The organism is Actinoplanes awajinensis subsp. mycoplanecinus (assembly GCF_001509495.1).
GTDB lineage: Bacteria > Actinomycetota > Actinomycetes > Mycobacteriales > Micromonosporaceae > Actinoplanes > Actinoplanes palleronii.
On sequence record NZ_LLZH01000246.1, the window covers coordinates 1 to 21,642 of the forward strand.

Here is a 21,642-nt window from a genome sequence, read left to right on the forward strand (position 1 = left end):
GGGTTAGGCGGGGTGGGGGGCTGGGGGCTGGTCGCGGTGCAGGGAGGCGGAAGGGATGGATCGGGAGCGGGGTGGGCGCCAGGCTGGGTCGCGGCCGGCCAGGGCCAGGGCTCGGGGCAGGCCGTCCTCGTCCGGGTCGAGGGGGACGTGCGGGCCCAGGAAGCCCGGGGTGCCCCCGGCCGGGCCGGCGGCGAGGAAGTCGACGAGGGTGGCCAGCACGCGCGGGTCGGCGGCGAAGTCCTGGCCGGTGGCGCGGGCCAGGTCCCAGCCGTGCATGACCAGCTCGTTGGCGGCGACCGTGCCCAGCTCACGGGCGGGCATGGTGACCCCGCCGGCTCGGGCCTCTCCGCGCCAGGCGGCCGGCTCCCGCCACGCGGTGGCGAGCTCCTCCAGCAGAATCGGCAGGCGGCTGCGCCAGTGTGGCGACAGGTGCGCCGCGGACGGCGGTGGCGGCGGGCCGTCACTCGCGTCGGCAGTGCCGTGTGCGGCGGCGGTGAACGCCCCGGCCAGGCTCATCAGGTGATCGAGAAGGGTCGCGACGGACCAGCCCGGGCAGGGAGTGGGCGCGGCCAGGTCGCGGTCGTCGATCCCCAGCAGCAGTGCCCTGAGCCGACGAACCGGCGGGTCCAGATCCAGCGGCAGACGAGCGGCCACGGTCAGCCTCCTTCGGTTGTCGTGCCCCTCACGGTACGAGGCGGGTACGACAATTTACGGACCACGGCACACCGTTTGGCACGCTGGGCCGCTTCCGGCGAGCCGACCCGGTCCGGCCGCCCGCGCTCCGCGCCTCAGGTGCCCAGCGCAGCCGGGTCACCGGCGGGCCGGCGCCGGCGGACACGCTCCGGATCGCAGCGCCGGGCCACCCACACCCCCGACCGAAATCGGTCAGCGCGAGGGAACGTCCGCGCGACGGCGGGACACGTTCGGTGCCGCGCAGCAGCCCTGCACGCCGGCCCCGGGTCAGTCGCGGGACTGCGGCCCGGACGGCATCGGGATGTCGGAGGTCGGGCGGTTGTCCGGGACGGCGTCCTGGCCGTAGGCCGGGCTTGCCCCGGGAGATCCGTGCACCGGGCCACCGTTGGAGATGCTGGAGGCTTGGCGGGGGTGGCTCGGGCCGCCCGATGACGCCGGGCCGTTGAGCGGAACCATCCCGGGCGGGATCATCCCGGGCACCGGGCCACTCGTCGGCGTCAGGTCGGACGGCATCCCGCCGGACTGCGAACCGGAGATCGCACCAGGCATCGGGCCGGGCGACGTCATCCCCGCGCCACTTCCGGAAACTCCAGCCGGGCCCACGCCAGATCCGGCATGTCCACCAGATCCGGCATGTCCACCAGGCCCGGGCCGTCCGCCAGATCCGGCAGGCCCACCAGATCCCGGCTGACCGCCAGGTCCAGCGTGCCCACCAGGTCCCGGCTGGCCGCCAGATCTGGCCTGCCCGACATATCCGGACTGTCCGGCAGGGCCGGGCGGGAAGCCGGCGAACTCCGACGGTCCATCCGGATAGCCACCGGGTTCAGGCTGCCCCGCCTGGAAGCCGGCGAACTCAGACGGCCCCGCGGGGAATCCCCCAGGCTCCGACTGACCGGCCGGGAAAGCACCCTGCTCAGACTGACCGGCAGAGTAACCACCAGAACCGGACGGCCCCGCCGGAAAACCACCCTGCTCAGCTTGACCAGCAGAGTAACCACCAGGACCGGACGGCCCCGCCGGAAAGCCGCCGGGATCAGGCTGTCCAGCCGGGAAATTCCCGGGCTCGGGCTGGCCCGCAGAGAAACTGCCGGGCTCGGACTGGTCGGCCTGGAAGCCGGCAAACCCGGACTGCCCCGCAGGGAAGCCGCCGGGCTCGGGCTGGCTCGAAAGGAAGCCGCCGGGCTCGGACTGGCTTGAGGAGAAGCCGCCGGGTCCGGACGGTCCGGCGGGCTCGGACTGGCTGGCCTGGAAACCGGCGAACTCGGACGGGCCCGCGGAGTAGCCAGCGGGTTCGGGCTGGCCAGGTGAGAAGCTCGCGAACTCGGACGGGCCTGCGGAGTAACCACTCGGCTCGGGCTGGAAGCCACCGGGTCCGGACGGCCGCGCGGGGAAACCCGCGAAATCGGACGGTCCGGCGGGGAAGCCGTTGGACTCGGACTGGCCGGCAGGGAAGCCGCCCGGGCCGGAAGGACCGGCCGGGAAGCCGTTGGACTCGGACTGCCGGACCGGGAACGCGCCCGCTCCGGAAGATCCCGCCGGGCTGTGACCCGGCTGACCCGGCTGACCGGCCGGAATCGGGCCCGGCGCCGACTGGCCGGCCGGAGCCGGACCGGATCCGGGGATCCCCTGCGCCAGGCCGGACGACATGGAAACGCTCATCGGCTGAGGCTGAGGCTGAGGCTGCGGCTGAGGCGCGGTCTGCGGCGCGGCCTGAGGTGCCGGCTGAGGCATCGGCTGAGGCGGCCCACCGGGCATCTGCGGCGCCGAGCCACTCACCATGGAGCCACTCATGACCGAGCCGGCCATCTGCTGACCGGAGCTCGACTTGGCCGGGCCGGCGATCGCGGCCAGCACCAGCCGCTTCGCGATCTCCGGGGCGGCCGCCCAGTGCAGGCCGAGCTGGGACGCGTGCACCTGGCGCCAGACGAAGCCCTCCGGGTTGCCGCCCGACCAGGTCCACGCGGGCGTGGCGCCGGCGCGCGGGGTGACCACCGCGCGGTGCTGCTTGTAGCCGGTGATCCGCGCGCCCGCCGGTGCCAGCACCGAGGTGCCGGGCGCGGTCGCCTCGCGGTAGCCGGCGACGGTCTGCTCGCCGGTGGTGCCGGTGATGTCGAGGACCCCGCACATCACCCGGCCGTCCAGTTCGCGGCCGAGCCAGGGCAGGGCCACCCCCTCGGCGACGACCGGCCAGCCGTCCCGGGCGAACGTGGCCACGTCGGCGCAGAGACGGCGGTTGGCGGAGAGTTCCTCGGCGTACCCCTCGGGGAGCCCGGAGCCGACGATCAGCGCGCGGGTGCCCGGCGGCAGCGACTCGTCGCGGAGCGGGTCCACGACGACGACCTCGGCGCCCGCGGCGGTCAGCAGCTCGGCCGTCTCGACATACGTGTAAGGCGCACCCGGACCACCGGCGAGCGCGACCACCGGCCGCAGCTCGGTGGGCTCACCGGCCTCGGACGGCGTCCAGAGCGGCCCGGGCAGCGCCGGCGCGGAGTTGGCCAGCGCCATCAGCCGGTCCAGGTCGAGCGACTGCGCGACCGCCTCGCCCAGCCGGCGCACCGCGCGCCCCGCCTCGACCGTCCGGTGCGCGACCGGCACCAGGCCGTGCGCGCGGGACGGGAGCACGTTGGGCAGGTCGCCGCGGCGCAGTGAGCCGAGCACCGGCATGCCGATGTCGTCCAGGGCGCTGCGCAGCATCTGCTCGTGGCGGGGGGAGGCCACCCGGTTCAGGATCACGCCGCCCAGGTGGACCATCTCGTCGAACATCCGGAACCCGTGGACCAGCGCGGCGAGCGAGTGACCCATCGCGGCCACGTCCACGACCAGCGCCACCGGCGCGCGCAGGGCGGCGGCGACCGCGGCGGTGCCGTCGATCTCCGGCTGGCCGGTGAGGCTGTCGAAGAGACCCATAGCGCCCTCGATCACCGAGAGCTGCGCCCCGGACGCGCCGTGCCCGAACAGCGGCGCGATGCGCTGCGCGCCGACCAGGCGTGGGTCCAGGTTGCGGCCCGGGCGTCCGGCCGCAAGACCGAGGTACGCCGCATCGGTGTGATCCGGGCCGACCTTGAAGCCCGCCGTGGGGATGCCCCGCGACGCCATCGCGGCGAGCAGCCCGACGGCTATCGCGGTCTTGCCGTGGCCGGATGACGGCGCGCTCACGACCAGACGAGGCTGGGCGGTGATCAATGTCTCCCCCGAGGGTTACGCGGACCGGTAGTCACGTGATATTGACTGCCGGAAAGTCGCACAGTACCCGGCTGCGACGGGGGCTACCCCTCCGCCGGGTAGCCTCTGGGGGTGTACCGGTTCCTGTTGACCCCCCGCTGGCTGGCCACCGCCGCGCTGGCCGTGGTCGCCTCAGTGATCATGGTGTTGCTCGGCAACTGGCAGCTCCGCCGGTACCACGAACGCACCGACATCAATAACCGGATCGACGCCGCCGACTCCGTCCAGGCGGTTCCGCTGACCTCGGCTCTGGCCGCACCGTCCGCACCGGGCACTCCCGGCGCCTCCCCCGGGAAAGCGCTGGCCTGGACAAAGGTGACGGTCACCGGGCGGTACGACACGGCGCACGAAATTCAGGCGCGCGGCCGCACCGTCGAGGGCGAGGTCGGCTTCGAGATCGTCACCCCGCTGATCCTCGCCGATGGAACAGCGGTGCTCGTGGACCGCGGCTGGGTGCCGCCGGCCGCCGCTGGGGCGCTCGCCCCGCCCGTGGTGCCGCCGGCGCCGACCGGCGAGGTGACCGTTGTCGGTCAACTTCACCTGTCAGAAAGCCGACCTGCCCCGGTCGAGCGACGGGACGGCCGTCTGGACACCCGGCGGATCAGCGTGCCGCGCCTGGCCACCGAGCTGCCGTTCCCGGTCTACGGGGCGTACGTGCTGGTCAACTCGCAGACACCGGCCAACGATCCGGCCTTCGTCCGGGTGCCGATCCCGCACGAGGACGCCTGGCAGAACGGCGGGTACGCGGTCCAGTGGTGGCTGTTCTCGATCATGGCGCTGGCCCTGTACGGCTACCAGGCCCGCCGTGAGGCACAGGGCCTGAACGCGCCGCCCGGCTCGCCGGTCCCGCCCGCCGAGAAATCACCCGACCGGGTAACGGCCGCCGACCAGCGCCGCGCCACGGCGAAAGCGGAGAAGCCGGTGGACCGGGTCGAGGCCGCCGACCAGCGCCGCGCCGCGCAGAAAACCGCGCGGAAAGCCGCGAAGCCGCTGGACCGGGTCGAGGAGGCGGACCGCCGTCTCGCGGCGCAGAACGGCGCCGATTAATCTCCTGCGCATGACCTTCCCGCCGGACGAACCCTGGGGCACCCCCGCACCGGCCTCGCCCGGCCCGCCACCACCGGCGCCCGCCATCTCGCCGTCGGTGCCGGCCGCCTCGCCGGCGTCCGCGGACGGCCCGGTCATCGTGCAGATCGCCGAGATCGACATCACGTCGACCCTGATCCGTACGCCGGCCGGTGACTTCCCGCTGGCCGGATCGCAGTGGCAGGTGAACGAGTTCTGGGTGAGCCAGCGCCGCACCCCGACCTGGGCGAAGTTCGTCGGTTTCGGCGCGATCTGCGTCACCGCCGGGCTGAGCATGCTGCTCCTGCTGGTCAAGGAGTCGGCGCCGCAGGGCACCGTGCAGGTCACCGTCACCAGTGGGCCCCGGCACTACGTCGCCCGGGTCGCGGTGCACGACGAGGACGACGTCGTCACCATCAACCAGCAGGTCAACTACGTACGGAGTCTGGCCGCGCTCTGACCGGTCAGGCCGGGCGCGCCCCGATCGCCCGGACCGCGTCGATGGTGTCGGCCTCCGCCGCGGACTTGTCCTCGCGGTACCGCAGCACCCGGGCGAACCGCAGCGCCACCCCGCCCGGGTAACGCGGCGACGTCTGCACCCCGTCGAAGGCGATCTCGACCACCTGCTCCGGGCGGACCCGCACCACCCAGCCGTCGTCCTCGACCGCCAGCTGCTGGAACCGCTCGGTCTGCCAGCGCAGCAGCTCGTCGGTGAGCCCCTTGAACGTCTTGCCGAGCATCACGAACCCGCCGGTCTCCGGATCCCGGGCGCCCAGGTGCAGGTTGGACAGCCAGCCCTGCCGCCGGCCGTGCCCCCGCTCGACGGCCAGCACCACCAGGTCCAGGGTGTGCCGGGGTTTCACCTTCACCCAGGCCGAGCCGCGGCGGCCCACGTCGTAGGGCGCGTCGGGGGCTTTGATCACGACGCCCTCCTGCCCGGCGGCCAGGGCGGCGGCGAACGCGGCGGCCGCCTGCTCCTCGGTCTCCACCGTCGTGCGCCCGACGATCAGCCCGGCCGGCAGCGCCTCGGCGAGCGCGGCCCAGCGCACCCGGCCCGGCTCGTCCAGCAGGTCGGCGCCGTCCAGATGAAGAACATCGAAGAAGTACGGCAGGAGCGCGATCGGGTTGCTCGTGCCGCGGGTGGCCGCCCGGCTGGACGTCTCCTGGAACGGCCGGGGACGCCCCTGCGCGTCGAGCGCCATCGCCTCGCCGTCGAGCACCACCTCGCGCAGTGGCAACGCCCGGACGGCGGCCACCACCTCGGGCAGCCGGGCGGTGATGTCATCGAGGCTGCGGGTGAAGACGGCCACCTGGTCGCCGGAGCGGTGCACCTGGATCCGGATGCCGTCCAGCTTGGTGTCGGCCACCGCGGGCGTGCCGGTGGCCAGCAGGGCCGCGCCGACGTCGGGTGCGCTCTGCGCCAGCATCGGGGTGAGCGGGGTGCCGACCCGCAGACGGATCTCGGCGAGCGTGGCCGCGCCACCGGTCAGCGCGGCGACGGCGACCTGCTTGAGGTCGCCGGAGAGCAACAGGGCCCGGCGTACGACGGTGACCGGCACCCCGGCCGCCACCGCGATCGCCTCGGCCAGCAGCCCGGCCTGCGCGCCCTGGCGCAACTCGCCGCTGAACAGGCCGACGAGCAGCTGCTGCTCGTCGGCGGTGGCCGCGGCGAACAGCGCGCCGAGCAGATCACGGCGGCGGGCCTGCGACCCGGTGCCGGCGACCGTCGCGATCTCGGCGACCGCGGTGTCCACCGCGGCGACGGTCAGGGACGGCTCGGCCGCCGGGGCCGGTCGGTCGCGCAGGCCGGCATACCCCACGCCGGTCTGTCGTTGCCGCAGCTCACCGGCGAGGAACGCGGAGCCGGCCGCGATCTCGCCGGGATCCAGCCGGCGCAGCGCGTCGGCCAGCAGCTCGATCTTCGCCTTCCGCCCGCCGGTCGCGGCGACCGCCGCCGAGGTGGCGGTGATGTCGAGGAACCGCATGATCCCCATCCTGGCAGCAAAGAACCGGGTTTTCCGCGACCACCCACGGACGTCGCCCGGAGGGCTTCGCGGTCTGGACGCGCCAGCGGCCAGCGAAGCCCGCAGGGTCCCGGCGGGAGCGACGATCTGCACCCCGGCGGACGCACGACATCATGAATTTGATCTTGATCTTGGTCGGTGCATCAGGCCGCGCGTGGCTCGGCGATCCGGAAGCCCCGGGCGCGGACCGCCTCGGCGACCCGGGTCAGCTCCGCGTCGATCCCGCACAACGCCCGGGACAGCTCGTCGAGATGATCGGTGAGGGTGGCGTCGTCCCAGCCGGAGACGTCGACGTCACCCAGCGCCCGGACCGCGGCGCGGAGCCGGGCGATCGACTCGATCCGGTCGCGGACCCGGAGACGATCGAGAGGGGCGCGCGGCCCCGCAGGCTTGACCCGAGCCGCGCCGCCCTGGCCACCACTGCCCTGGCCGGCGGGGGCCGGACCGTTGCGCATCGGAACAGCAGTTATCGAACGCATGTTCGAATCCTAACAGGAATGATCGCCGCTCACATCGTCATGGCGTGGCGGAACTTCACCTCCGCGTCGGCCGGTTCGGCCCGCGCCGCGACGAAGCCGTCCGGCCGGACCAGATAGAATAAACCCGGTGTGAGCAGCGTCGACGGCGCCGCCGGGAAGACGTGCACCGGGAGGCCGAGATCGGGCGCTTCGACGCCCTCGACCCCGCCGTAGCCGTGGATCTGCCAGTCGGCGCTGCGCAGGACCCGGAAATTGCCGCCCGCCCAGGGCAGCCGGCGGCCGATCACCGGGTCGCGGCGGCCGTCCGGGGTGCGCGCCTGCGGGCCCAGCGGGTAGTGGATGCGCACCTGGGAGATGTACTGGAACAGCCGTGACCCGCCCGCCGTCCGGGGCAGCGCCCGCACCGCCACCGGCGCCAGCAGCGGGATCAGGGCGGTCCGCAGCAACCGGTTCAGCCTGCGGTCCGAGGTGATCGCCCGGAAGAGCCGGTCGGTCGTGGCCACCAGGGTCTTGGCGACCGGGCGGCGCTCCGCCTCATAACGGTCGAGCCAGGTGTCCTTGCGCCGGCCACGCAGCACGTCGGCCAGCTTGAACGCCAGGTTGTGCGCGTCCTGCAAACCGGTGTTCATGCCCTGCGCGCCGACCGGCGAGTGCACGTGCCCGGCGTCGCCGGCCAGCAGGAACGGGCCGTCCCGGAACGCCGCGGCGATCCGGTGGTGCACCTTGTACGTGGCGAACCAGCGCGCCTGCGCATACGTCACCGCGAACGTCTCCCGCAGCCGGGCCCGCACGTCCTCCTCGTCCAGCCCGCCGTCGCCGTCGGAGTCCCGGACGATGCCGATCAACCGCCAGTTGCCCCGCCCCGGCATCGGGAAGGCCAGCAGGAAGTCCCGCCCGCCGGGCCGCACGTTCACCGACTCGGCGACCAGCCCGGCCGCCGCTGCCGCGTCCAGCACGTAGAACCGGAGCGCGTTCGTGCTGCCCTCGAACGGGATCCGGCGGGCCCGGCGGACCGCGGAATTCGCCCCGTCACAGCCCACACAGAACCGGGCCCGCACGGTGTCGTTGCCGACCTTCGCCTCGACACCGTCCTCGACCTGGGCGACCGCGGTGACCGCCGTCTCCCAGACCACGTCGCCGCCGAGCTTGCGCAGGTTGTCGTAGAGGATCTCCTCGTTGCGGCTCTGCTCGAGCACCTCGAGGTACGGATACGGCGTGACCCCCTGCCCGAGCGGGCCGAGCGGCACCCGCCCGAACACCCGGGCCCCGCTGCCGGGCGCGAGCCCCTCCGCCCGGTGGGCCGCGTCCAGCACCTGATCGCCGATGCCGAGCTGGTCGTAGATCTCCAGGCTGCGCGCCTGGACCACGAGCGCCCGGGACTCACGTGTGGGGCCGTCCTTGCCGTCCACCACCAGCACGTGCACCCCGAGCCGGGTCAGCCAGTTGGCGAGCATCAGCCCGGTCGGACCGGCGCCCACCACGAGGACCTCACACGACAGCTCGGCCATCAGCGACTCCCTCTCATGTCACTTCGTCATGATCTCCGCGACGTTCTTGAGCAGCAGCGTCTCGGCCACACAGACCAGCTCGAACTCGCCCAGGTGCAGGCTCTCGTTCGGACCGTGCGCCGCGGCGTGCGGGTCTTCGACCCCGGTGACCAGGATCGTCGCACCGGGGAACAGTTCCTGGAAGGTGGCAATGAACGGGATCGAGCCGCCGATGCCCATGTCCACCGGCTCGACGCCGCCCCACGCGGAGCGGAACGCGGACCGGGCAGCCTCGTAACCAGGGCCGGTCGCGTCGATCACGCACGGGTTGCCGTCGCTCTCCAACGTCACCTCGACGTGCGCGCCCCACGCGACGTTCTTCTCCAGGTGGTCCTTGATCGCGGTGAACACCGCCTTGGGATCGTCGCCGGGCGCGACCCGGACGCCGATCTTCGCCTTGGCCGTCGCCTGCAGGGCGTTGGCCGCCTCCAGCGTGCCCGGCGCGTCGATGCCGAGCACCGAGATCGACGGCTTCGTCCAGATCCGGTCGGTGATGGTGCCCTGGCCGATCATGCTGACGCCGTCGAGCATCCCGGCCTCGAGCCGGAACCGGTCGGCCGGGTAGTCGACGCTGGCGCCCTCGCGGCCGAACAGCCCGCCGACCGCGACCTCGCCGCTGTCGTCGTGCAGCGTGCTGATCAGCCGGGACAGAGTCATCAGCGCGTCGGGCACAACGCCGCCGAACATGCCGCTGTGCACGGCGCTCTTGAGCACCTTGACCTCGACGAACAGGTTGACCAGGCCGCGCAGCGAGGTGGTCAGCGCGGGCCGGCCGATGTCCCAGTTGCCGGAGTCGGCGATCACGATCACGTCGGAGCGCAGCTCCTCCAGGTGCGCCTGGATGATCGCGTCGAGGGAGTCCGAGCCGTACTCCTCCTCGCCCTCGACGAAGACCACCACGCCGACCGGGAGCTGGTCGCCGAACGCGCGGAGTGCGGCCACGTGCGCCATCACACCGGCCTTGTCGTCGGCGGCACCGCGGGCGTAGAGCCGCCCGTCCCGCTCGACCGGCTCGAACGGGTCGCTCGCCCAGAGCGCGGGGTCGCCGGCCGGCTGGACGTCGTGGTGCGCGTAGAGCAGCACGGTGGGTGCGCCGGGCGGTGCGGGTTTCCGGCCGATCACCGCGGGCTGGCCGCCGTGCCGCACGATCTGCGTGTCGAGGCCGCAGCCCCGCAGCAGCTCGGCGACCGCTTCGGCGGAGCGCTCCACATGTGAGTGGTCGAACCCCTCAAAAGCGATGCCCGGGATCCGGACCAACCGTTCGAGGTCGGCACGGACACCGGGCATCAACTGCGCGATGGTGGCGCGCAGGTCGGATTCACTCAAGCTCATGAGCCGATCGTAGAACTGCCGTAGGACAGTTCGTGTGATCAGCCCGGTTCGCCCTCGCCGCCGTTGCCGTCCCGGCGCCCCCGCCGGGCCGCGTCGTTGGCCCAGTTCATCGCCCGGCCGGCCGCCGACCCGGCCATGTCCGCCGCGCCACCGCCGAACCTGCGCACCAGCCCGACGAGCGGATCCTGCGAATTCGCAAAATCTTCACGGTACGACTTGGCCGCCGCCTTGACGTCCTCGGTCACCGACGCGTCGCCATCGGAGTCCCGCCGCGGGTAGTCGCCCTCGAGGATCTGCGCGTACGCACCGGAGTCGACCCACTTGCGCAGCTCGGCGGCCCGGGCGACCGGGAACGGGTGGGTACTCCACGCGGTCATCCCGATCTTGTGGATGCTGTCCCGCAGGTCGCCGCCGCCCTCGTACTCCGCAGCCTGCTCCAGGAACGCGGTGGTGTCGATCTGCGAGAGGTCGCCGCCGCCGGCCAGCTTCATCAGCAGCCGCAGTGAGGCGGCCGGGTCCTGCCCGGCGAGCAGACCGGCGCGGTCGGCGGAGAGCTCCGCCTTGCGCCACCACTCCAGCATCGCCGCGATGATCGCCCGCAGCGCGATCGCGCCGATCGGGATCCAGCTCAGGTTGGCCGCCCAGCTGGTCAGGATCATCATGATGGTCTTGTAGACGGCGTGGCCGCTGCGCACGTGGCCGAGCTCGTGCCCGAGCACCGCCCGCAGCTCGTCGTCGTCGAGCTTCTCCACCGCACCCGTGGTGATCACGATGAACGGCTTGTCCAGACCGATCGCCTGACCGTTGATGATCGGCGACTGGGTGACATAGAGCTCGGGCAGCTCGGCGATGTCCAGGGTGCTGGCCGCCTCGGTGTACCGCTGGTAGACCCGCGGGTACTGCCGGTGGTCCACGCGGATCGAACCGGCCAGGTAGCTCAGCCGGAACCCGCGCTCGTTCCACATCCCGAAGAACGTCTTCACCACGTCGTCGAAGCCGCGCAGCTCTCGCAGAGCGGACAGCGCTCCGCGGTCGGCCGGATGCTCCCAGGCCCGGGAGCTGATCCCGGTCAGCGTCACGCGGCGGCGTACCGGCCGGTTCTCATCATCGGTCGTCATGGATCAAACCCCGTTCTCCGCCGCTGGCGCGACGGTCGTGGCTGCGCTTTTCCAACGGCCCGCTGTCGGCGCCGGGCCCGGTTCAACGTACGCCCGGAGCGCAACGCTGTCTTCAGGGTCAACCCCCTACGGGGCGCCCGGGGGAACGAACGGCAGCCCCGCGACCGGGCCCTTCTCGATCAGCTGCCACAGCGCCGCGGTGTCCAGGTGCTCGGCCACGAGATCACCGAGCACGTCCAGGGCGCGCTCGCGGATCGTGGCGTACCGGGTGTCCGGAGCGACGGTGAACCCGTGCCGCCCGGCCTGCCCGGCCGCCACGGTCAGGAAGCGCCGGCGGAACTCGTCGGACTCGAACGCGCCGTGCCAGTGCGTGCCGTAGACGTGCCCGGCCACCGCACCCTCCGGCCGGCCGTCGGCGTAGTGCAGCAACGGCTCGGCGGCGCCGGACGACACCTGCCCGTGGTGGATCTCGTAGCCGGCCACCGGCGCGCCCAGCCCGGTCCCCGCGGCGTGCGCCAGGGTCTTGCCGGCCGCGAAGGTGACACCGACCGGCAGCAGGCCGAGGCCGGGCACCGTGCCGTGGCCGCTCTCCACCTCGTCGTGGATCGTCTCGGCGAGCATCTGGAAGCCGCCGCACACCCCGACCAGCGGTTTGCCCGCCGCGGCGTGTGCCAGCACCGCGTCGGCCAGGCCGGTCTCGCGCAGCCAGGCCAGGTCGCTGACGGTGGCCTTGGAGCCGGGCAGCATCACCAGGTCGGCGTCGGCGACGTCACCGGGTTCGACGGTGAGATGCACCCGTACGCCCGGCTCGGCGGCGAGCGCCTCGGCATCGGTCGCGTTGGAGATCCGCGGCAGCCGGATCACCGCGACCCGCAGCCACTCCCGGCCACGCGGCGGGCCGGGCCGGCCCAGCGTGGTCCCGTACGCCAGCGAGTCCTCGGCGTCCAGCCAGATGTCGCGGTGGAACGGCAGCACGCCGTGCACCGGCCGCCCGGTCACCGCGGTGATCATGTCGTTGCCCGGCTGGAGCAGGCCCAGGTCACCCCGGAACTTGTTGATCACGAAACCGGCGACCAGCGCCTGATCCTCGGCGGCGAGCAGGGCCAGGGTGCCGAAGAAGGCAGCGAAGACGCCGCCCCGGTCGATGTCACCGACCACGATCGCCGGCATCCCGAAGCGCCGGGCCAGACCCATGTTGACGAAGTCGCCCTCGCGGAGGTTGATCTCGGCGGGGCTGCCGGCGCCCTCACAGATCACCGCGTCGTAGTCGGCGCGCAGGTCGGTGAGGGTGGCGTACGCGACCTCGGCGAGCTTGGGGCGCAGCAGCCGGTAGTTGCCCGCGGTCACCGTGTCGACCGCCTCGCCGAGCAGGACGACCTGGCTGGACCGGTCGCTGCCGGGCTTGAGCAGCACCGGGTTGAACCGGAGGTCGGGGGCGAGGCCACACGCCTCGGCCTGCATGGCCTGGGCCCGGCCGATCTCACCGCCGCGGCCGTCCGGGCCGAGGACGACGACGGAGTTGTTGGACATGTTCTGTGCTTTGAACGGGGCGACACGTACGCCGTTGCGGTGCAGCCAACGGCAGATGCCGGCGGTGAGGACGCTCTTGCCGGCGTCCGATGTGGTGCCGGCGACCAGCAGTCCCCCGGTCATGATCGACCTCCGCTGGTGGCCCCGTTGGGGCCCCACCCCCACCCCCGCCGCCTGTTCCACATCACGATCAACACCTGCCCCGGCGCCGCAGCGCCACGCCGATTCCACCCCTGACCAGCGCACCACCAGCCGCCAGCAGCACACTCACCACCCCGACCGCCCCCGACACCCGCGCCGCCCGCCGCAGATGCACCGCCGCCGGCCGCGGTCCGTCCCCGAGCAACGGCCGCACCTCACTACGTCCGAAATAGACATTCCGCCCACCGAGCCGCACCCCCAGCGCCCCGGCCATCGCCGCCTCACACTGTCCCGAGTTCGGCGACGGATGATCGTTCCGGTCCCGCCGCCACACCCGCAACGTCTCCCGCGGCGACCCGCGCCCGATCGGCGCCACCGCCACGGTCAGCAGCCCGGTCAGCCGCGACGGCACCAGATTCAGCAGGTCGTCGAGACGCGCCGACGCCGTCCCGAACCGTTCGTACCGTGCCGACCGGTGCCCCACCATCGCGTCCAGAGTGTTCGCCGCGCGATAGCCGAGCAGACCGGCCGGGCCGAGCACGGCACCCCAGAACAGCGGCGCGACGACCGCGTCCGAGGTGTTCTCGGCGACCGACTCGACAGTGGCCCGGGCCAGTTCCGGCTCGTCCAGCGCGGACGGGTCCCGCCCGCACAGATGGTTGAGCCGGCCACGGGCCGCCGGCAGGTCACCGGCCTCCAGGTGCCGCGCCATCACCCGGGACTCCTTGCGGAGTGTCCGGCCACCGAGCACGGTCCAGGTGGCGGCCGTGGTGAGCGCGAACCGGGCGATCGGCCACCGCCGGGTCGCCCGGGCGGCGGCCAGTCCGGCCAGCACCGGCGTGCCCACCGCGACCGCGGTGAACGCGGCGCCGGCCAGACGCCGGGGGCGGTACACCCGGCGTTCCAGCGCGGCGGCCGCGGTGCCGAAGCCGGCGACCGGATGGAACCGGCGCGGGTCGCCGATCGCGGCGTCCAGCAGATATCCGGCGATCAGCCCGGCCGCGTCCGCGGTCCACCGATGCGGCACTCGATGTCCTTCCCAGAACTACTCAGCGGCCGAACGGCGTCAGGTCGAACGCCCACACGGCCATCGGCACCGGTTCCGACTCCGGGAACGGAATCGGTTCCAGCGCACCCCACTGAATGGAGCCGGGTGCGCGATCCTCCAAGAACTCCACCACGATGGCCCGCAGATCGTCGGTCACCTGGTAGGCCACCGGGAAGACCAGATCGCCCGGCTTGCGGGTGCACACCGAGCAGCGCAGCTGACCGGCTTCCCCGTCGTGCCAGACGTAGTACGTCACGGTGCCCTGGTGCCCGGACCGGGCCACCTGATCCCGCAACACCGCTGCGGTCTCCTCGAATACGGTCACCACCTCGTCGGGCGACATGCCCATGCGTTCATGCGGCGGCGCACCGAACCAGTTGGTGTTTACCTGTTCGGCGTCCTGATCCTCCGGCGAGAGCACCATCGTGTCGTCGACGATGGCGCGGATGTCCTTCAGCATCACTGCTTCAGTCTGCCGGGTGGGGTTGTCTTGAGACCAATCGGGCCGCTCCGCCCGACGGCCGGTTGCACCGGCCCGATCGGCCCATCCCGATAGAGGGAATAGGCCGGCGTCGACAAACTGGCACGCCGCGGGTTCCGCAACCGGCGGCCCGGCCTGAAGACCCCGAGCCGGCCGGGCCGCCGGGCGCCACTCGCCCGGTCCGGATCCGCAGGGAGATCCGCCGGGCGGCGGCGGTGGGGAAGGTCTCAGGCGGCAACCGGTTCCCGCTTCGAGCGGCGGCCACGCCGGGACTCGGTCGCCGCCGGCGCGGCCTCGTCCGCCTCGTCCTTCTCGTCGTCGGCCAGTTCGGCGAGCCCGGCCACCACTTCCAGGAAGTCCGGCTCGCCCTCGCCGGGGAGCAGCTCGGGCAGGCCCTCGCCGAACCGGACCGGTGCGTCGGTCACCGCGTCGGCCTGCTCGCCGCCGGCCACGGTGTCCGCCTCCGCGCCCTCGACCGCGCTGGTCGCGGACGGCTTGTTGCGGTAGAAACGGGTCCGGCCGCGGGCCAGGTCCGGGCCGATCGCCATGGCCTCCATCTCGTACGAGACCCGGTGGTTGCCCTCGTCGTCCTGCCAGTCCCGGGTGTAGAGCCGGCCGAACACGACCACCGGGTCGCCGACGCTGATCGAGGCGCCGACGTTCTCCGCGAGCCGCCGCCAGGCGCTGACCCGCACCCGGAGCGTGTTGCCGTCCACCCAGCAGCTCTTCTCCCGGTCGTAGCGGCGGGCGGTGGACGCGACCCGGAAGTTCGCCACGAGCTGGTTGGTCTCCTTGGTGCGGCGCCACTCGGGCTTGCTCAGCACGTTGCCGACCACGGCGATGGTGGTGTCGAACACTGTTCTCTCCTTGACGTCGGGGTGCCGCGGCCCGGGATGCCGGCCGCGGCGGACGAGGCAGAGCCTGGTCCGGGCGGCGACGTCGGGCGGATCTCGCTGTGCACGGCGCCGGACTGTGCACGACCGGTCCGGATCTTGGTCGATCTGATATGGCGCACCAGCGCATACCCGCGGGTAACCTGACCGGGTGGAGACCGACGTCCTGGGCTGGCCTTACGAGCGGCACACCATCGAGCTGGATTCCGACGACGAGGGCCCGGTCGTGGCCACCCTGATCCGGCGACGTGCCGAGCAGCCGTCCCGCCGGGCGGTGCTGCACGTCCACGGGTTCGTCGACTACTTCTTCCAGACACACATGGCCGACTTCTTCGTCGAGCGCGGCTGGGACTTCTACGCCCTCGACCTGCGCAAGTACGGCCGGAGTCTGCTGCCGCACCAGACGCCGAACTTCGCACGCAGCCTCACCGACTACTTCCCGGAGCTGGACGAGGCGGCCCGGATCATCCGCGCCGAGGACGGCCACGATCAGCTGCTGGTGACCGGGCACTCCACCGGCGGGCTGATCACCTCGCTGTGGGCGCACGCGCGACGCGGGCAGGGAATCGTCGACGGACTGTTTTTGAACAGCCCGTTCTTCGACTTCAACATGCCCTGGTTCATGCGTCGACCGGCGCTGTCGATGGTGATCGCGGCAACCGGCCGCACCCCGTACACAAAAATGCCGTCGCCCTCCCTCGGCCTGTACGGCAAGAGCCTGCACCAGGATTTCCACGGTGAGTGGTCCTATGACCTGGCCTGGAAGCCGATCCTGGGTTTCCCGGTCACGATGGGCTGGCTGGCGGCGATCCGTCGCGGCCACCGCCGGCTGCAGGCCGGTCTCGCCATCGACGCGCCGATCCTGGTCGCCTGCTCGGACCGGACCTACCGCGGCCGCGAGTGGCACGACGACGTGCACGTGTCCGATTCTGTTCTCGATGTCGAGCACATCGTGCGCTGGTCGCCGAGGCTCGGGCCGCGGGTCACGATCGCCCAGTTCAACGGCGGCAAGCACGATCTGACGCTCTCCGGCAAACAGGTCCGCGCCGAGGTCTTCCGTGAGGTGGGCCGCTGGGTCGACGCGTTCGTCCCCGCGCCGGGCACTCCGGAGATCGATGTCCCGCCGGCGCCGGAGGACCAGGCGGGCCGGAGCGTGGTGCTGGAGGCCGCCGAAGCCGCTGTCGAGCAGGCCGCCGACGAGGCGGACGACAAGTCCGGCACGACCGCCTAGTATGTGCTGGCCAGCGCTCGTAGCTCAGCGGATAGAGCAACGGACTTCTAATCCGTCGGTCGTAGGTTCGAATCCTACCGGGCGCGCCACCCTCCCCTGAACAGCCAGCAGGCCGGCGACTTCACGAAGTCGCCGGCCTGCTGCGTGCTGCGGAGAATCGGTTACCGGACGCGGATCCGGACGGTGTCGAACGCCGGGGTCTGGTTGGCGCGCTCCATCATCGGGATGCGGTGCGAGCCGTCACCGGCCCACGAGGCGCACTGCGCGGTGCCGGCCTGCGGCAGACCCGGCACCTGGATGGTGACCGTGTCCGGGGTGCGGCCGCCCTTGCTGTCCTCGGTCGCGACGAAGAACGCCGGGACCGGCTCCGGCGCGGGCGCCGAGTTGGTGCTGGCGAGCATCCGGCACGCGGTGTGGAAGTGCCCGCGGACCAGGCCGTTCTGCAGGACGCTGGACTCCACGTAGTACCCGCCCTGGCCGGCCGCGAGGAAGCGGTCGCGGATCAGGTTCCGGGTGCTGATCTTCAGCGTGAACGCCTGGTTCCGGTTGACCTGCCGCGGTGCCGAGGTGATCAGCAGCGACGCGTCGTTGGCGGCCGCGGCCACCTCACCGAACTCGGTGGAGACGCAGCGGTCGCCCTTCTGGAAACCGTCGTGCGCCTGCAGCTTGCTGGTGTCGCAGCTGTTCGTCAGGATGCCCAGGTTGCCGCCCGGCACCGCGTTGGTGGCGGTGGCCACCGGCGTGGCGGTGGCGCCACCGTTGTTCCCGGTGTTCCCGCCGGTCGCGGCACCGTTCAGGGTGCAGGTGGACAGTCCCTCGGCGTTCAGGTTCGGCTTGGCCGCGTTGCGGCCGATCGCCGTCTCGATCCGGTTGATCGTGGAGAAGCGCTTGTCCTTGAGCGGGCCGAGGATGGCGTTCTGGATGAAGTTCTTGCCACCCTGGCCGGCGCTCGACGCGAGCCGCTTGTTGGCCTCGTCGATCTGGGTCTGCAGCAGCGCGAGGTTCTGTTTCACCTCGTTCTGTGCCTGCGCCGGGATCGCCACATTGACGTTGACCTGCGGGCAGTTGACCGTCGGTGCGGCCTCCGCGGCCGAGGCCACGCCGAGTCCGATGCCCGCGATGGTGACCGCGACACCCACGACTGCGACGACCTGCCAGCGGCGCACGTTCCCGCGCGACTTGTTCAATCGAGACCTGTTCATTGGCCCGTGCCTTCCCCAATGGCAAAGAGATGCTTCGGGCTTCGATACGGGATCGCTCCCACAGCGGATCAACGCGCAAGGAAAAAATAAACTCAGGCCGCCGCGAGCGCCTCCGTCGGTGCCAGCCGGGCCGCCCGGATCGCCGGGTAGAGGCCGGCGATCACGCCGATCGCCAGGGTCGCGCCGAGCCCGCCGGCGAGCGCCCAGGGCGGCACCACGGTGGGCCAGTCCTGCGTGGTGGCGTAGACCGCGGTCACCGCGAACCCGCCGAGCACCCCACCGGCCCCACCGAGCAGCGACAGCAGCAGCGACTCGGCGACGAACTGGGTCCGGATCTGCCCCCGGGTGGCGCCCAGCGACCGCCGCAGGCCGATCTCGGCCCGCCGTTCCAGCACCGAGATGACCATCGTGTTGGCCACCCCGATCCCGCCGACCAGCAGCGCAACCGCGCCGAGGCCGAGCAGCAGGGCGTTGAAGGTCTGCGCGGCGGCCCGCTTGGCGGGCAGCGCGTCGGACGGGTTGGACACGTTCACCTCGTCCGGGCTCTGCGGGTTGGCGGTCGCGGCGAGCACCGCTTTCACCGCCTCCACCTGCGACTCCACCGAGCGGGTGTAGACCGTGGTGGCGTGCCCGTCGAAGTCCAGGTACGCCTTCGCGGCCGGCCACCCGATCATCACCGAGTTGTCCAGTTCCTGCGCGAGCGGCACGCTGTTCAGCACACCGATCACCCGGTACCAGCGGCCGCCGATGTAGACCGACGGCACGTCGCCGAGCCGCCGGGCGGCCGCCGACCCGAGCACCACCGCCGGATACTTCGCGGTGGCCGCGTTCAGCCAGGTCCCCTCGGCGACCGTGGCGCCGACCGTGCCGAGCAGGTCGAGCTGCGCCGCGACCAGCGACAGCCCGCCGGTCTCGCCGGACGGGATCCGATCGCTGCGGTAGACCGGTGTGTCGGTGACCGTCCCGGTCGCGGTCGCCGAGAGCACCGGCCCGATCCGTTTGATCATCGAGAGCGCCTCGTCGGGCAGGGTGGCGGCGTCGCCGAACATGGTGTCGCCCGGCGCCACGGTGAGCATGTTGGTGCCCAGCGCCGCCAGGGCCCGGTCCAGGTCGGCCCGGCTGGAGGCGGAGATGCCGACCACGGCGACCATCGCGGCGATGCCGATCGCGATGCCCAGCGCGGAGAGCACCGCGCGCAGCGGCCGGGCCCGGAGTCCGGAACCGCCCAGCCGGAACAGGTCCGGGCCGCTGAGCCGGGCCGGGCGCAACAGACGAGACCGCGGCATCTCAGACCACCCGCCCGTCGCGCATCGGCACCTGGCGCGGCAGCGAGCCGGCGATCTCGTGATCGTGGGTGATCACCAGAACCGTGGTGCCGGCCGCGTTCAGCTCCCGCAACAGGTCGACAACGCCCGCGCCGGCCACCGAGTCCAGGTTGCCGGTGGGTTCGTCGGCCAGCAGCACCGCCGGGTCGCCGGCCACCGCCCGGGCCACCGCGACGCGCTGCCGCTCACCCCCGGAGAGCTGGTGCGGGCGATGCCCGAGACGATCCGCGAGACCGACACGGATCAGGGCGGCCCGCGCGCGTCGCTCCCGCTCCTTCTTCGGTACGCCGGAATAGAGCAGCCCGTCCGCCACATTGGCCACCGCGCTCCGCCCCGGCGCCAGGTGGAACTGCTGGAACACGAAGCCGATCGACCGCGCCCGCAGGGCGGAGAGCTGCCGGTCGGACAGCGCCGCCACGTCGTGGCCGTCGATCCTGATCGTGCCGGCCGAGGGGCGGTCGAGCGTCCCGATCATGTGCAGCATGGTGGACTTGCCGGAGCCGGACGGTCCGACGATGGCGATCAGCTCACCGGCCTCCACGGTCAGGTCCACGTCGCACAGCGCGGTGACCCCGCCGGGATATCTCTTGGTGACGCCGCTCAGGGCGATGACCTGGCTCATGCCGGCACTCCCACCTTCATGCCCGCGGTGAGGCCACCGCCGGAGACCTCGACCCGGCCGTCGGCGAACAGCCCGGCCTCGACCGCCACGGTCCTGGTGCTGGTGCCGTCGACGATCTGCAGGCCGTACCCGCCCTCGGCGAGGGCCAGCAGCGCGTTGATCGGGACGGTCAGCACGTCCGTCCGCTGCGACGCGACGAAGAGCACGCCCACCGCCGCCTCGCTCAGCCCGGCCGGCGCCTTGCCGAACGTGATCGTCACCTGGATCTTCGTGGTGTCGTCCTCGCTCGGGTTCTCGGCCTGCTCGACGACGGTGTCGACGCCGGAGATCCGAGCCGGCACCACGTCGCCGTCCGGCAGGGTCACCTCGACCTTCGCGCCCTTCTTCGCCAGCCGCTGGTCGGCGACCTCCAGGTCGACGACGGCGACCCGGCCGGTGCCGGTGAGCTCGAGCAGCTCGCCGCCGGCCTGGACGACGGCGCCGGCCTCGACGGTGTGCGAGTCGATCCGGACCGGGCCGGGCTTGACCACCACCCGGCCCAGCTCGACCCGGCCGGTCTCGTCCAGGTTCAGGTCGTCCTGCCAGTCCTCGACGGCGTCGGCGGTGGCCGCGGTGTATTCGTCGTCGACGGTGAAACCCCGGTAGCCCAGTGCCCACAGGTTCTTCTCGAGCTGCTTGACGTCGGCGCCCTCGTCACCGGAGCCGAGCGACCGGTACGCGGGCAGCGCGCCGTACATCAGCACCACCGGCTGGTTGTCCACCTTGTACAGCGGCTTGCCGCGCTTGACGGTGGCGCCGGTCGCGGGCAGCCAGGTGACCGTTCCGCCGAGGCCGGCGGCGAGCGCGGTGCTGTCGCCGTACCCCAGGGTCCCGTCGTGGTCCTCCTTGTCGACCAGGGTCGCCTTCGTCACGGTGGCGGTCGCCGGCGGCAGACTGCTGCCGGCCTGCGCCGGGCTCTCCCCCTCCGGCAGACCCCCGACCAGGACGAACCCGGCCGCACCCGCGGCCACCAGCGCCCCCGCCACCGCGGCGGTCGTCCACTTCCGGCTCATGCGCCACCACCGGAGCTCGTACCGGTGCCGGTTTCCTCCTTGGTGTCCTCGCCGCGTCGCGGCATGAGCTTCTCGCACTTCTTCTGCGCGGCCTGGAACGTCGGCGACTCCGGGTCGATGCCCAGCTTCTGGTCGATGTGGATGCCGCCGTCGGGCCGCGGGTCCGGGAAGTTGGTGATCCCGTTGTCGCGCATGCACTGCGACATCTGCCGCATCTGATCGAGCTCCGCGGCAGTGATCTTCGGGCCGTCCTCGCCGCCCGGGGAGAACTCCCGGCAGGCCTTCTGCGCGGCGTCGAAGTCCTCCTTCTTGACGCTCGACGGGACCTTCACCCGCAGGCCGCCGTTGCTCGGGTCCGGGAACCAGGTCATCCCGTGCTCCCGCATGCACTTGGAGAACTTGAGCTGGTCGTCCTGGCCGCCACCGCTGTCGTCGCTCGCGGACGCGCTGGCGGACGGTGTCACGCCGGCGCTCTGCGCGGTCGCCACGCCCGGGTCCTGCCCCGGGCTCTGCCCGCACCCCGCCGCCAGCACCGTGAGCAGCGCGCCGAGTGCCAGAGTCGTTCTGGTCCTCATCGTCGTCTCCTTCGTCGGCGGCCGTCCGGCCGCCACGCACCGAAGTAGAGCGAGCGCGGCAT

The 21,642-nt window shown here is 72.4% G+C and carries 19 protein-coding genes and 1 tRNA gene; 4 read left to right on the top strand and 16 right to left on the bottom strand.

The annotated features are described in order from the left end of the window. Positions 1–3: 3 nt before the first annotated feature. Positions 4–654, bottom strand: coding sequence for a TIGR03086 family metal-binding protein (locus ADL15_RS24465; RefSeq protein WP_067695709.1), 651 nt, complete (start codon positions 652–654; stop codon positions 4–6). A gap of 306 nt (positions 655–960) precedes the next feature. Further along, a complete protein-coding gene (locus ADL15_RS55590; RefSeq protein ID WP_232344314.1) occupies positions 961–3,849 on the bottom strand; it encodes a cobyrinate a,c-diamide synthase in 2,889 nt (962 codons plus the stop codon). 138 nt (positions 3,850–3,987) lie between these two features. Between ADL15_RS55590 and ADL15_RS24475 the strand changes: the two genes are divergently transcribed. Both ADL15_RS24475 and ADL15_RS24480 read left to right on the top strand, forming a co-directional pair. Beyond that, positions 3,988–4,962 (top strand): SURF1 family cytochrome oxidase biogenesis protein, encoded by a 975-nt coding sequence (locus ADL15_RS24475; RefSeq protein ID WP_067695712.1) that lies wholly within the window; start codon positions 3,988–3,990, stop codon positions 4,960–4,962. Between the two features lie 10 nt (positions 4,963–4,972). Continuing rightward, entirely contained in the window at positions 4,973–5,440 is a 468-nt protein-coding gene (locus tag ADL15_RS24480) for a hypothetical protein (RefSeq protein WP_067695714.1), read from the top strand. A gap of 4 nt (positions 5,441–5,444) precedes the next feature. Here ADL15_RS24480 and ADL15_RS24485 read toward each other — a convergent pair whose 3' ends face one another. The 9 genes from ADL15_RS24485 to ssb all read right to left on the bottom strand — a co-directional run bounded on the left by ADL15_RS24485 (position 5,445) and on the right by ssb (position 15,537). Continuing rightward, positions 5,445–6,965 (bottom strand): ATP-dependent DNA ligase, encoded by a 1,521-nt coding sequence (locus ADL15_RS24485; protein ID WP_067695717.1) that lies wholly within the window; start codon positions 6,963–6,965, stop codon positions 5,445–5,447. Between the two features lie 182 nt (positions 6,966–7,147). After that, positions 7,148–7,483 carry a hypothetical protein gene (locus tag ADL15_RS55595; RefSeq protein WP_232344320.1) on the bottom strand — a complete coding sequence of 112 codons (336 nt, stop codon included), beginning with the start codon at positions 7,481–7,483 and terminating at the stop codon, positions 7,148–7,150. 29 nt (positions 7,484–7,512) lie between these two features. After that, entirely contained in the window at positions 7,513–8,991 is a 1,479-nt protein-coding gene (locus tag ADL15_RS24495) for an FAD-dependent monooxygenase (RefSeq protein WP_067695720.1), read from the bottom strand. 18 nt (positions 8,992–9,009) lie between these two features. Next, positions 9,010–10,356, bottom strand: coding sequence for a dipeptidase (locus ADL15_RS24500; protein ID WP_373872916.1), 1,347 nt, complete (start codon positions 10,354–10,356; stop codon positions 9,010–9,012). 44 nt (positions 10,357–10,400) lie between these two features. After that, the gene (locus ADL15_RS24505) at positions 10,401–11,480 is read right to left on the bottom strand and encodes a M48 family metallopeptidase (RefSeq protein WP_067695728.1); all 1,080 of its coding nucleotides are present in this window, start codon (positions 11,478–11,480) and stop codon (positions 10,401–10,403) included. 126 nt (positions 11,481–11,606) lie between these two features. After that, a complete protein-coding gene (locus ADL15_RS24510) occupies positions 11,607–13,133 on the bottom strand; it encodes a cobyric acid synthase (RefSeq protein ID WP_067695731.1) in 1,527 nt (508 codons plus the stop codon). A gap of 67 nt (positions 13,134–13,200) precedes the next feature. After that, the gene (locus ADL15_RS24515) at positions 13,201–14,178 is read right to left on the bottom strand and encodes a cobalamin biosynthesis protein (RefSeq protein WP_067695734.1); all 978 of its coding nucleotides are present in this window, start codon (positions 14,176–14,178) and stop codon (positions 13,201–13,203) included. 22 nt (positions 14,179–14,200) lie between these two features. After that, on the bottom strand, positions 14,201–14,659 hold the full coding sequence (locus tag ADL15_RS24520) for a hypothetical protein (RefSeq protein ID WP_067695737.1): 459 nt from the start codon (positions 14,657–14,659) through the stop codon (positions 14,201–14,203). A 248-nt stretch (positions 14,660–14,907) separates the two neighbouring features. Next, the gene (gene ssb, locus ADL15_RS24525) at positions 14,908–15,537 is read right to left on the bottom strand and encodes a single-stranded DNA-binding protein (RefSeq protein ID WP_067695740.1); all 630 of its coding nucleotides are present in this window, start codon (positions 15,535–15,537) and stop codon (positions 14,908–14,910) included. A 187-nt stretch (positions 15,538–15,724) separates the two neighbouring features. On the opposite strand from ssb, the gene ADL15_RS24530 reads away from it, so the two are divergent. Both ADL15_RS24530 and ADL15_RS24535 read left to right on the top strand, forming a co-directional pair. Further along, positions 15,725–16,804 carry an alpha/beta hydrolase gene (locus tag ADL15_RS24530; RefSeq protein ID WP_067695743.1) on the top strand — a complete coding sequence of 360 codons (1,080 nt, stop codon included), beginning with the start codon at positions 15,725–15,727 and terminating at the stop codon, positions 16,802–16,804. A 13-nt stretch (positions 16,805–16,817) separates the two neighbouring features. Further along, positions 16,818–16,893: transfer RNA gene (locus tag ADL15_RS24535), tRNA-Arg, on the top strand. 72 nt (positions 16,894–16,965) lie between these two features. On the opposite strand, the gene ADL15_RS51710 is transcribed toward ADL15_RS24535, so the two are convergent. The 5 genes from ADL15_RS51710 to ADL15_RS53205 form a co-directional block, all read right to left on the bottom strand. Then, positions 16,966–18,006 carry a hypothetical protein gene (locus ADL15_RS51710; RefSeq protein ID WP_083971689.1) on the bottom strand — a complete coding sequence of 347 codons (1,041 nt, stop codon included), beginning with the start codon at positions 18,004–18,006 and terminating at the stop codon, positions 16,966–16,968. A gap of 92 nt (positions 18,007–18,098) precedes the next feature. After that, a complete protein-coding gene (locus tag ADL15_RS24545; protein WP_067695746.1) occupies positions 18,099–19,292 on the bottom strand; it encodes an ABC transporter permease in 1,194 nt (397 codons plus the stop codon). A gap of 1 nt (position 19,293) precedes the next feature. Beyond that, the gene (locus ADL15_RS24550; protein ID WP_067695748.1) at positions 19,294–19,953 is read right to left on the bottom strand and encodes an ABC transporter ATP-binding protein; all 660 of its coding nucleotides are present in this window, start codon (positions 19,951–19,953) and stop codon (positions 19,294–19,296) included. Then, complete coding sequence (locus tag ADL15_RS24555; RefSeq protein WP_067695751.1) at positions 19,950–21,005, bottom strand: efflux RND transporter periplasmic adaptor subunit; 1,056 nt, start codon at positions 21,003–21,005, stop codon at positions 19,950–19,952. Before ADL15_RS24555 ends, ADL15_RS24550 begins: the two co-directional genes overlap by 4 nt. Further along, complete coding sequence (locus tag ADL15_RS53205; protein WP_067695754.1) at positions 21,002–21,580, bottom strand: hypothetical protein; 579 nt, start codon at positions 21,578–21,580, stop codon at positions 21,002–21,004. The genes ADL15_RS24555 and ADL15_RS53205 overlap by 4 nt, the downstream gene beginning before the upstream one ends. Between the last annotated feature and the right edge of the window lie 62 nt (positions 21,581–21,642).